Genomic DNA, 11,330 nt, shown 5'->3' on the forward strand with positions numbered 1-11,330 from the left:
CCTTCCGGTGCATGAGGGGGAAAGCGGGCCTGTCCTGTCATGCGTATGACAGGACAGGCGCAGGGCGCGTTGGGGCATGCCGAAGCTGCGCCGACCGGGGGGGTGCCGTTCAGGAGGTGGGGCGGAATCGCGGGTGCGAGTGGGGGTGGCAGGCACGTGCTGTGGAACTGATGTGGGGGCACTGTGGGGCTGCTGTGCACGAGGCTTAATTCACTACGTGATTTAAGAAGTGAACCAATGGACTGTCAAGACCCTGGTCTGTACCAGTGCACGTCCGCGCGCCCACCCCGTCCGGCTTGGGCGGACATGCCTCAGGTGTCCATGCCGTCACACACGGCGATGCGCCGAAGGGTGCCGCGCGAACAAGAGTCAAAGGCGGCAGGCCAGATCCGGGGCCGTGAGCGTCGGCCTCATGACGCCGGAACCGTCGCGTCCCGGGTACCCCGCAGTCGGGATCAGGCCGGGGAGCCGGCCTGCCGCACATGCAGATGGCCGGGCCCGGGGAAGGCAAGCGGCTGGGCCGGAAGGACCTGGCGGAACTCGTAGCGGGCCTTCTCCGCGCCCCGGCACGAGGCCGGATTGTCCACCTGGTGGAGCAGGTTGACGCTCTCCAGGCCCTCGGCCGCGAAGGTCTCGAAGATCTCGAAGGTCCAGCGGGTGACGGCCTCCAGAGCGCGCGGGGCAACTCCCCGGCCTCGGGCGTGCGCCGCGGTCCAGTAGCCGGCCTCCGCGGGCCCCTGGCCGGAAACGCCCCTCTTGATGACGACGCTGCCCGCCAACCACCCCTCGCCGGGGCCCGGGTGACCCTCCAGTACGGCGAAGGCGAGCCGTTCCCCGGTGATCCAGCCGCGCTCCTGGAGCTCCAGCCAGGCCCGTACGTCCTCGGCACTCTCCATGGGGCCTCTCGCCCCCCGGCGCAGCGCGGGGTCCCGGAACGCCTCGACCAGCGGCCCGATGTCCGGCTCACCCCAGGGGCGCAGCAGGAGTGCGGGGGCGGACGGCGTCGCGTCCGCCCGCAAGGTGATGTTCATCGGAGCCCTCCCCGGCCGGTTCACCCGATCGCCCCTCATCCGGCGAACGGTAGTGCGGAGGGTCAGCCGGTCGCGAGACGCGACCCACAAGCTAAGGTTAGGCTTACCTAACTCAAATCCGTTTCACCGGGAGCCCCCTTTGAACACCGACGCCGACGCAGACACCGTCCCGGCCGGGCCGACCGACGCGGAGCAGGTCCGCACCGTACTGTCCCGCGCGACCTCGCTCTCCCTCACCACGACCGGGCAGGCCTACGACCTGATCGGGCTCCACTCGGTCAGCGCCGCCGGCCAGATCACCCTCCACCCCAGCCCGGACAGCCCATTGGCGCGGGAAGCCGCCGACGCCCCCATGGGCAGCCTCGCCGCCCTGCTGCAGTTCACCGACATCGCCCCCACCCCGCTGCGCGACCGGGTCCGCGCGAGGGTGACGGTGTCCGGCTGGCTGGCACCGGAGGCCGACGGGGCGCTCCGGCTGGATTCGGCGCGGGTCTCGCTGCGGACCCCGGCGGGCGCGACGGACGTCGGACTGGACGAGATCGCGCTCGCCGGGCCCGACCCGCTGGCCGTCGAGGAGGCCGACATGCTGACCCATCTGGCCGACTCGCACGAGGAGTTGATGGCCGATCTGCTCGGGCTCGCGGGCTCCCGGCTGCCGCGCGGCATGGTCCGCGCACTCCCCCTCGCCCTGGACCGGCACGGCATCACCCTGCGCTGCGAGTACGAATCCGGCCACTGCGACCTCCAGTTGCTCTTCCCGGCGCTCGCTCGCGACGCCACCGATGCCGGCGAGCAGATCCGACGCCTCCTCACCGCGCCCCGGGGCTGCGCGCACCAGCGGCACCACTCCCACCCCTGACACCTCCCACCGCAAGAAACTTAGGTTAGGCTTCACTAAGTCACAGTGCATCCTCGCGCCACGGCCGGATCGCCGGATCATCAGGGGAGGGGCCGGTCATGGGCCTGCCAGTCATCGAGTCCTACGACATGCCCGACGGTGCGGCCCTCCCCCGCTCCTGGCCCTCCTGGACCATCGACCCCGGCCGGGCCGCACTGCTCGTCCACGACATGCAGAACCACTTCGTCCGGGCGTTCCCGCCGGGACGCTCCCCGGTCGTCCAACTGGTCGAGAACATAGCCGCGTTGCGGGAACTCGCGGGAACGCTCGGAATCCCGGTCGTCTTCAGTGCCGAACCCGCCGCCCAGTCACCGGGCAGGCGGGGGCTCGTCGCGGACGTCTGGGGTCCCGGCGTCGGCGACGGACCCGGCGACTCATCGATCATCGAGTCCCTGGCACCCCGGCCGGGCGAGCACGTGCTGCCCAATGTGCGCCCCAACGCCTTTCTGCACAGCCACCTCGGCCGGCTGCTGCGCTCGACAGGGCGCGATCAGCTGATCGTGTGCGGTGTGCACGCCCATCTGGGAGTGCTGCTGACCGCCGCGGACGCCTTCATGAACGACATTCAGCCCTTTGTCGCCGCCGACGCCGTGGCCGACTTCACCGCCGAGGAGCACGCGATGGCGCTGCGCTGGGCGGCTCGCAGCGCGGTGGTCCGCACGACGGACGGCCTGCTGCGCGATCTGCTGCTCGGCCGGGTCCGCCACGATGCGTGACGGCGCCCCACCTCAGGAGAGACGGAAGAAGATGACCGTACGGGTCGCGTCGGCCGGAGCCGGCGTCCATGAACAGTCACCGCAGCACCGGAGACGGATACAGCCGGAGTCCCGATCCGGCCCGGCCCTGTCCACCGAGACCCGGGGCCGGGTGGTGGTGATCAAGTTCGGCGGCAACGCCATGGTGGACGGATCGCTCCAGGAGACGTTCGCGCGCGATGTCGTGGAGCTGTGGCACTCGGGCCTGCTCCCGGTGGTGGTCCACGGCGGGGGCCCGCAGATCAGCGCGATGCTCGACCGCCTCGGCCTGGAGGTCCGCTTCGAGGCGGGTCTGCGGGTGACCACGGAGGAGACCCTCGACGTGGTGCGGATGGTGCTGACCGGCCGGGTCCAGCGGGAACTGGTCGGCGCGATCAACGCACACGGCCCGTTCGCCGTGGGGCTGTCCGGCGAGGACGCCCACACCATGACGGCCGTGCGCCGGTCCGGCCGGGTGAACGGGGTGCCGGTGGACATCGGCCTGGTCGGTGACATCGTGAACGTGGCCCCGGACACCGTGCGTTCACTGCTGGAGCTGGGCCGCATCCCGGTGGTGTCCCCCCTCGCGCGCGGCACGGAGGGGGAGGTCTACAACGTCAACGCCGATCTCGCGGCGTCGGCCCTGGCGGTCGCCCTCGGCGCCGAGCGGCTGGTGATGCTGACCGATGTCGAGGGGCTGTACGGAGACTGGCCGCGCAGCACGGAGGTCATCGAGCGCCTGACGGCCGCCGAGCTGGCCGGACTGCTTCCGGGGCTGGCGAGCGGGATGCTCCCGAAGATGGAGGGCTGCCTGCGGGCGGTCCGGGCCGGGGTGGGGCGGGCTCAGGTGCTGGACGGCCGGGTCCCGCATGCCGTGCTGCGCGGCGTACTTGACGAGCGGAGCCCCGGGACGACGGTCCTCCCGGACGCGTGAGGCGTGAGGCATAACGTGTGAGGCGTGGCGTGCTCCGGCGTACGGGGCACGCCACCGTCGTCACAGCGCGCGGGCCAGGACGCGCGCACCCCGGCGGGGATCCAGCGTGCGCGCCCAGGCGCGCGGGGCGAGCCCCGGCGGGACCGGCGCGAATCCGTGGCGCAGGAAGAGCCGCCCGCTGCCGGTCGTCGCGGTGAACAGGGCCGCCAGCTGCTGGGCCCGCGCCCCGGCGAGCGCCGCACCCAGCAGCCGTGCGCCCAGGCCGCCGCCCTGCCGCTGGCGGGCGACACAGAAGTTGTAGAGGACGCCCGCGCCCTCGGCCGCCGTGCCGGGTTCCACGCCGGGTTCCGCGTCGGGATGGACCCGCAGCGCGAGGCAGCCGTGCAGGGTGCCACCGGGCTCCTCGGCCACCAGGAAGTCGGCCGCTCTGGCGGCGTAGACGTCGAAGGGCCGACGGCGCAGCGCTCCCGAGCCGACGAACGGCTCGGAGAGTGCGACGAGGGCGGCGGCGTCCCCGGAGCGCGCCCGGCGTACCCGGAGCGTGTCGGGGAGGGCGGCGTCCGGGGTGTGCGTCGACGCGGCTGGGAGGCGCGGTGCGGCCGTGATCAAGGCGTTCCTTCCTCGGGTTCCACCGTGCGCGAGGAGCGGCGGGATCGCCGCGTGCCCCGGTGAACCATCAAGAGTTAGGTTAGCCTTCCCTAACTAGAATGGCCAAGTCGACACTCCAGGGTGGGTGTTGCCCCGGTGCGGGAGTGCTCAGCGCACGCGCACGCCGGTCTCGGCCATCACGGGGCCGCCGCTCTCCGCACCGGCCGGGGCGTCCTCCGGCACGTATCGCCGGGGCGCGGCCGGCACCATCAGGGGTGTGCCGGTCTCCGGGTCGGAGATGATCCGGCAGGGCAGCCCGAACACGTCCTCGACCAGTTCCGCGGTCATCACGGTGGCCGGATCGCCCTCGGCGGCGATGGTGCCGCCGGGCCGCATGACGATGAGGTGGGTGGCGTAACGGCAGGCCTGGTTGAGGTCGTGCAGCACCGCCACGACGGTGTGCCCCTTGCGGGCGTGCAGGTCGGCGCAGAGGTCGAGCACCTCGACCTGGTGGGCGATGTCGAGGAAGGTGGTGGGCTCGTCCAGGAGCAGGATCGAGGTCTGCTGAGCCAGCACCATGGAGAGCCAGACCCGCTGCCGCTGACCGCCGGAGAGGTCGTCGACCGGGCGGTCGGCGAGATCCAGCACGCCGGTCTGCCGCATGGCGTCCAGCACGGCCGTCTCGTCGTCGGCGGACCACTGCTTCAGCATTCCCTGGTGCGGATAGCGGCCCCGCGCCACCAGGTCCCCCACGGTGATGCCGCCGGGCGCGGTCGAGGACTGCGGGAGCAGGCCCAGCCGCCGGGCGACCTCGCGCGAGCGGTACGTGGCGATGCCCGCGCCGTCAAGATAGACCTGCCCGGAACGGGGTTTGAGCATCCGGGCGAGCGCCTTCAAGAGCGTGGACTTGCCGCAGGCGTTCGGCCCGATGATCACCGTGAAGGAACGGTCGGGAATCTCGACGCCGAGCGAACTGACCACGGTCCGCTGCTCGTAGGAGAGGGTCAGGTCCTCGGCCCGCAGTCGCGCGGCGGGCGCCGGGTGCGTCCCGTTCATGTCTGTCCCCTCCGCCGTCGCGGTACGTGTCGTGTCCGTCGTGTGTGTCGTCTTTCGGGTCATGCGCGGCTCTTTCGCGACTCGGTGATCAGCAGCCAGATGAGGTACAGCCCGCCGATGGTCCCCGTCGCCGTGCCCACCGGGAGCAGTGAGGGGGCGAACAGGCGTTGCGCCAGCAGGTCGCTGGCGGCGAGCAGCAGGGCGCCCATGAGCGCGGCGGGGACCAGCGCGGGGCCCGAGGCCCGGGTCAGCCGCCGGGCGAGCTGGGGCGCCGCCAGCGCGATGAACCAGATGGGTCCGGTGACCGCCGTGGCGAAGGCGGCGAGCGCGACGCTGATGACGAGCAGCAGCGCCCGGGTGCGGGCCACGTCGACACCGAGCGCCATGGCGGTGACGTCGCCCATCTCCACCATGGAGAGCCGGCGGGCGAGGAAGAACGCGGGCGGCAGCAGGACGAGGACGGCGATGCCGATGGTGTTGGCCTGCTGCCAGCCCCGGTTGGTGAGGCTGCCGATCAGCCAGGCCTGCGCCTCCAGCGCCTCCTGCCAGGTCGCCCGGGTGATCAGGTACGAGTTGACGGCGAGCAGCAGCGCGCTGACCCCGATGCCGACGACGACCAGCCGGAAGCCCTGGAGTCCCCTGCCCAGCATGAGGAGGTACATCGCGGCGGCGGTGGCGAGGCCGCCGATCAGCGCGCCCACCGCGATCTGGGTCATACTGCCGTGCAGCACGATGATGACGAGGAGCGCCCCGACGGCCGAGCCGTTGGTGAAGCCGATGATGTCCGGGCTGCCGAGGGAGTTGCCGGTCAGGCTCTGCAGGATGGCCCCGCTGACCGCGAGGGCCGCCCCCACGCACATGGCGGTCAGCAGGCGCGGCATGCGCAGGGTGTTGACGATGAAGTCGGCGCCGCCCGAGCCGTGGCCCAGTACGGCCCGCAGGACCTCGCCGACGGAGAGTTCGAAGTCGCCGGTGGTGAGGGTGACGAGCGCGACCGCGACGAGCGCGACGAGCATCACGGCCGTGACCACCAGGACGCGGCCCTGGACCCGTACGGACAGCCCGCCGGGCCGGGTGCGCAGGACCAGTCCGCTGACGACCCGCGGCAGCTCGGTCTCCGTACCGGCCCCGCCGGAGCTCTTCTCCCGTACGGCGCTCACAGCATGACCAGCTTTCGACGGCGGCACAGGGCGATGAACAGCGGCGCTCCGAGGAACGCGGTGATGATGCCCACCTGGACCTCGCCCGGCGACCCGAGCACCCGTCCGAGGACGTCCGCGCCGATCAGCAGGACCGGGGCGAGCAGCATCGAGTACGTCAGTACCCAGCGCTGGTCGGGGCCGACGACGAACCGGGCGACGTGCGGCACCGCGAGGCCGACGAAGCCGATCGGTCCGGCGGCGGCGGTGGCGGCGCCGCACAGCAGCATGACGGCGACGGCGCCCAGCACCCGGGTGCGGCCGACGTTCAGACCGAGGGCGCGGCCGAGCTGGTCGCCCATCGCGAGGGCGTTGAGCGAGGGTGCGAGGCCGAGGGCGATCAGGAGGCCCACCGCGATGAACGGCAGGATGACCCAGATGACGTCGTAGTACCGGCCGGACAGCGAACCCACCGTCCAGAAGCGGTACTGGTCGAAGGCGCGCGGATTGAGCAGCAGCACCGCCGAGTTGAAGGCGTACAGCACCGCGGTCATCGCCGCCCCGGCCACGACGAGCCGGTCCGGTGTGGCCAGGGTGCGGCCCGATGAGCCCAGCAGGTACACGGCGACGGAGGCGACGGCCGCGCCGATGAAGGCGAACCACACATAGCCGAGGACCGAGCCCACTCCGAGGAAGGCGATGGCCACGACGACCCCGGCGGAGGCGCCCAGGCTGATGCCGAGGATTCCCGGGTCGGCGAGCGGGTTGCGGGTGAGGGCCTGCATCAGGGCGCCGGACAGGCCGAGGGCCATGCCCACGAGCAGCCCGAGGAGCGTCCTGGGGATGCGGTAGTCATGGATGATGATCGAGGTCTCGGAGCCGTCCGGGTGCCAGAGCGCGCTCCAGGTGGCGGTGAACGGGATGCCTCGGGTGCCCACCCACACGCTGAGCAGTCCGACGAGGACGAGGGCGGCCAGCGCCGCGATCAGTCCCAGGGCGCGCAGGGTGTTCGCGGTCCGGGCGGGTGGCGCGGCTCCGGGTGCGACGGCCCGGTCCTCGGGAGCCGTCCGGGTTTCGACCGACAACGACAACTCCCCCTGACGGCGGTTCGGGTACACCGCGAGCGATAGGGCGCCGGAACGTGACGCAGGACCCGGGATGGAACTTAGGTGAGGCTAACCGAACGGCGCCGGATGGTCAACGCGCGCCCCCCGCAGGCGAAATGGCCCGCGCCGCTGTGACCGGGGACATTGCGGACGACGTACCACCCCGGCCACCCATTTAGAGTAGCCTTACCTAACTTTTAGCCTTACTCACATTCCCGGACTCGCAAACCAGACTCTTCGCGGAGGCCCGCATGCCAGGTGGAGGACCGACCGGGGGGCACGTCCTCCGCAGGGCGATCAGGGGGCAGCGGCGGCGCGTCGTCACCGCCTCGCTGCTCGGCACGGTGCACCAGGGGTGTGAGGCCCTGGTGCCCGTCGTCATCGGCGCGGCCATCGACACGGCGGTGGCCACCGGCTCCTCCTCCTCGCTGCTGCGCTGGCTCCTGGTGCTCGCGGGGCTGTTCCTGGTGCTGTCGAACTGCTACCGCACCAGCGCCCGGCTCGCCGAAGGGGCGGGGGAACGTGCCGCGCACCGGCTCCGGATGGAGCTCGGCGCCCGGGTGCTCGACCCGCGCGGCGGCGCCGACGCGGACCGGCTGCCCGGCGCGCTCACCAGCATCGCCACCAATGACGCCCGCCGGGTGGGTTCGGTGGCGACGGTCCTGGCGTACGGGGTCGCGGCGACCTCCGCGCTGGTGATCAGCGCGGTGGCCCTGCTCAGGATCTCCGTCCCGCTCGGACTCCTCGTCCTGCTGGGCATCCCCCCGCTGCTGTGGCTGGGACACCGCATCAGCCGGCCGCTCGAACGCCGCAGCGAGACGGAACAGGAACGGGCCGCGCACGCCTCGGGCGTCGCCGCCGACCTGGTCGCCGGACTCCGTGTCCTCAAGGGCATGGGCGCCGAGTCGGCCGCCGTCGCCCGCTACCGCACCACCAGTCAGGACTCGCTCGCCGCGGCGCTGCGGGCGGCCCGCAGCCGGGCCGGTCACGAGGGCGCCGTCCTCTCCCTCACGGGTGTGTTCATCGCGGTCATCGGCATCGTGGGCGCCTACCTCGCCATGCGCGGCAGCATCAGCATCGGTGATCTGGTGGCGGCGGTGGGGCTGGCGCAGTTCCTCCTCGGCCCGTTCCAGCTGCTCACCTACGTCAACGCGGAGTTCGCCCAGGGCCGCGCCTCCGCCCGCCGGATCGCCGAGGTGCTGGACTCGCCCCCGGCCGTCGAGGGCGGCGAGTCCGCGGTGTCCGACGACGTGGCGGGGCAGCTGCGCCTGAGCGGGGTCCGGCTCGGCTCGCTGCGCGGGATCGATCTGGACATCCGGGCCGGCGAGCTGCTCGGAGTGGTCACCGGCGATCCGGCCGCCGCGGCCGACCTGCTGCTCTGTCTGGCCAGGGAGCGGGACCCGGCCGACGGGCTGATCGAGCTCGACGGCGTACCGCTGACCGAACTCGCCCCGGACGCGCTGCGCCGCGCCGTCCTGGTCGCCCACCACGACGCCGACCTGTTCGAGACCAGCCTGCTGGACAACGTACGGGCGGGAGCCCCCGACGACACGGCCCCGGTCGACGAGGCCCTCGCCGCCTCTGCCGCGGACGAGGTGGCCCGGCTGCTGCCGGAGGGCGGCGACACCGTGCTCGCCGAACGCGGCCGCTCCCTCTCCGGCGGCCAGCGGCAGCGCGTCGCACTCGCCAGGGCGCTGGCCGCCGACAGCCCCGTACTGGTGCTGCACGACCCGACCACCGCCGTGGACACCGTCACGGAGTCCCGGATCGCCGCCCGGCTGCGCGAGGTCCGCGACGGGCGCACCACCGTACTGATCACCACCAGCCCGGCCCTCCTCGCGGTCACCGACCGGGTCGTCGTCCTCGACGGCGGCACCGTCGGCGCGACCGGCCACCACACCGAACTCGTCGCAGGTGACGAGCGGTACCGGGCGGCGGTGCTCGCATGACGTCCGCATACGAGGACCGGGCTCAGGACACAGACACAGACACGGCCACGCACACGAGGGAAGAGAGGGAAACGGTCATGAGCACACCCGGCGCGGACCGCGCGCTGCTGCCGACCGCGAGCGGTGCGGAGAGCCTCGCGGCGCTGCGCACCATGCTGCGCGGCCACCGGCGGCTGACCGCGGCCGCCGTCACGGTGCTGGTCGCCGGGACCGCGATCGGGCTGCTGACCGCTCCCCTGCTCGGCCACATCGTGGACCTGGTGGTGGAGCGGCGGGGGTCGCGGGCGCTGACGGTGCCGCTGGTGCTGCTCATCGTGGTGGCCCTGGTGCGCGGCGCCGCCGCCGCGGTCGGCTCCACGCTCGTGGCCCGGCTCGGCGAGACCGTACTCGCCGCCGTGCGCGAGCAGTTCATCGAGCGGGCGCTGCGGCTGCCGCTGGAGCGCGTCGAGGCGGCCGGCTCCGGGGATCTGGTCTCCCGGGTCACCAGCGATGTCTCCATGATCGCGAAGTCGGTGCGCCAGGCGCTGCCAGAGTTCACCCGCTCCGCGCTGACCATCGTGCTGACGTTCGTCGGACTCGCCGTGCTGGACTGGCGGTTCCTGGTGGCCGCGCTGCTGGCGATGCCGGTGCAGGTGCTGTCTGTGCGCTGGTATCTGCGCCGGGCGGCTCCGGTCTACGCCGAGCACCGCGTCGCGACCGGTGCGCTCCAGCACCAGTTGCTCGACAGCGTCGGCGGGGTGCGCACCGTACGGGCCTTCCGGCTGAACCGTGCGCACACCGGGCTGCTGGAGCAGCGGTCCGCGTCCGCGCGGGATCTCGCGCTGGGCGGCATCCACATCGTCACCGGCTTCTTCTCGCGGCTGAACCTGGCCGAGTACATCGGCCTGGCCGCCGTGCTCGGTGCGGGCTTCGTGCTGGTGGACAGCGGTTCGGTGAGCATCGGTACGGCCACCGCCGCCGCGCTCTACTTCCACAGCCTCTTCAACCCGGTCAACGCCACACTGTTCCTCATCGACGACGCCCAGTCCGCGGGCGCCAGCTTCGCCCGGCTGGTCGGGCTGTCCAAGCTGCCGGCCGAGCAGACCGCTCCGGGCGGAGGCACTCCGGCGGACGGTTCGGTCGGGGTGAGCGCGGTCAGCTACGCCTACGGCACCGGGGCGCCCGTGCTGCGGAAGGTCGATCTGGAGGTGCGCAGCGGGGAGCGGGTGGCGCTGGTGGGTGCCAGCGGCGCCGGCAAGACGACACTGGCCAAGGTCATCGCGGGCGTCCATCAGCCGCACGGCGGGACCATCTCGCTGGGCGGGGTCGACGCGGCCGAGCTGGGTGCCGCCGGGGTACGCCGCGCGGTGATGCTGATCAGCCAGGAGGTGCACGTGTTCGCGGGCCCGCTGGCCGAGGACCTGCGCCTGGCCCGCCCCGAGGCCACCGAGGAGGAGGTGTGCGCGGCGCTGGATCGGGTCGGTGCCCTGGAGTGGGCGCGGGCGCTGCCGGACGGCCTGGACACGGTGGTGGGCGAGGGCGGTCACCGGCTGACGGTGACCCAGGCGCAGCATCTCGCGCTGGCCCGGCTGGTCCTGGCGGACCCGCCGGTCGCGATCCTCGACGAGGCGACCGCCGACGCGGGCAGCGCGGGCGCGCGGGTCCTGGAGGAGGCGGCTGCGCGGGCGCTGGAGGGGCGTACGGGTCTGGTCGTCGCGCACCGGCTCCCCCAGGCGGCGACCGCCGACCGCGTCGTCGTCCTCGACGAGGGCCGGGTCGTGGAGACCGGCAGCCATGACGAACTCGTCGCGGCGGGCGGCCGGTACGCGGCGCTGTGGGAGGCGTGGTCCGACAGCCGCCGGGAGCCGGTGGACGTGCGGTGACCACGCACTGACCCGTTACACAAGTGACCGCCC

Annotated in this window: 10 protein-coding genes; 5 read left to right on the top strand and 5 right to left on the bottom strand. The window is 72.8% G+C overall.

The annotated features are described in order from the left end of the window. Positions 1-455: 455 nt before the first annotated feature. The gene (locus RLT59_RS04885) at positions 456-1,031 is read right to left on the bottom strand and encodes a GNAT family N-acetyltransferase (RefSeq protein WP_311302225.1); all 576 of its coding nucleotides are present in this window, start codon (positions 1,029-1,031) and stop codon (positions 456-458) included. Positions 1,032-1,170: 139 nt separating this feature from the next. Here RLT59_RS04885 and RLT59_RS04890 point away from each other — a divergent pair, with 139 nt between their 5' ends. From RLT59_RS04890 to argB, 3 genes are all read left to right on the top strand, one after another. After that, entirely contained in the window at positions 1,171-1,890 is a 720-nt protein-coding gene (locus RLT59_RS04890; protein ID WP_311302226.1) for a DUF2470 domain-containing protein, read from the top strand. Positions 1,891-1,988: 98 nt separating this feature from the next. Continuing rightward, positions 1,989-2,645, top strand: coding sequence for an isochorismatase family protein (locus RLT59_RS04895; RefSeq protein ID WP_311302227.1), 657 nt, complete (start codon positions 1,989-1,991; stop codon positions 2,643-2,645). 31 nt (positions 2,646-2,676) lie between these two features. After that, positions 2,677-3,597, top strand: a complete 921-nt coding sequence (gene argB, locus RLT59_RS04900; protein WP_311302229.1) for an acetylglutamate kinase — start codon at positions 2,677-2,679, stop codon at positions 3,595-3,597. 60 nt (positions 3,598-3,657) lie between these two features. Here the strand turns inward: argB and RLT59_RS04905 are convergent, their stop codons facing one another. From RLT59_RS04905 to RLT59_RS04920, 4 genes are all read right to left on the bottom strand, one after another. Next, positions 3,658-4,206 (bottom strand): GNAT family N-acetyltransferase, encoded by a 549-nt coding sequence (locus RLT59_RS04905; protein WP_311302230.1) that lies wholly within the window; start codon positions 4,204-4,206, stop codon positions 3,658-3,660. Positions 4,207-4,353: 147 nt separating this feature from the next. Beyond that, positions 4,354-5,241, bottom strand: coding sequence for an ABC transporter ATP-binding protein (locus RLT59_RS04910; RefSeq protein WP_311302231.1), 888 nt, complete (start codon positions 5,239-5,241; stop codon positions 4,354-4,356). 59 nt (positions 5,242-5,300) lie between these two features. Then, positions 5,301-6,401: a FecCD family ABC transporter permease gene (locus RLT59_RS04915; RefSeq protein ID WP_311302232.1), complete on the bottom strand. Its 1,101-nt coding sequence runs from the start codon at positions 6,399-6,401 to the stop codon at positions 5,301-5,303. Beyond that, positions 6,398-7,465 (bottom strand): FecCD family ABC transporter permease, encoded by a 1,068-nt coding sequence (locus tag RLT59_RS04920; protein WP_311302233.1) that lies wholly within the window; start codon positions 7,463-7,465, stop codon positions 6,398-6,400. The genes RLT59_RS04915 and RLT59_RS04920 overlap by 4 nt, the downstream gene beginning before the upstream one ends. 272 nt (positions 7,466-7,737) lie before the next feature. Here RLT59_RS04920 and RLT59_RS04925 point away from each other — a divergent pair, with 272 nt between their 5' ends. Together RLT59_RS04925 and RLT59_RS04930 are read left to right on the top strand one after the other, a co-directional pair. Then, complete coding sequence (locus RLT59_RS04925; protein ID WP_311302234.1) at positions 7,738-9,435, top strand: ABC transporter ATP-binding protein; 1,698 nt, start codon at positions 7,738-7,740, stop codon at positions 9,433-9,435. A gap of 77 nt (positions 9,436-9,512) precedes the next feature. Further along, positions 9,513-11,297, top strand: a complete 1,785-nt coding sequence (locus tag RLT59_RS04930) for an ABC transporter ATP-binding protein (RefSeq protein ID WP_311302235.1) — start codon at positions 9,513-9,515, stop codon at positions 11,295-11,297. Positions 11,298-11,330 lie beyond the last annotated feature (33 nt).

It is taken from the genome of Streptomyces sp. ITFR-6 (genome assembly GCF_031844725.1).
Taxonomy (GTDB): Bacteria; Actinomycetota; Actinomycetes; order Streptomycetales; family Streptomycetaceae; genus Streptomyces.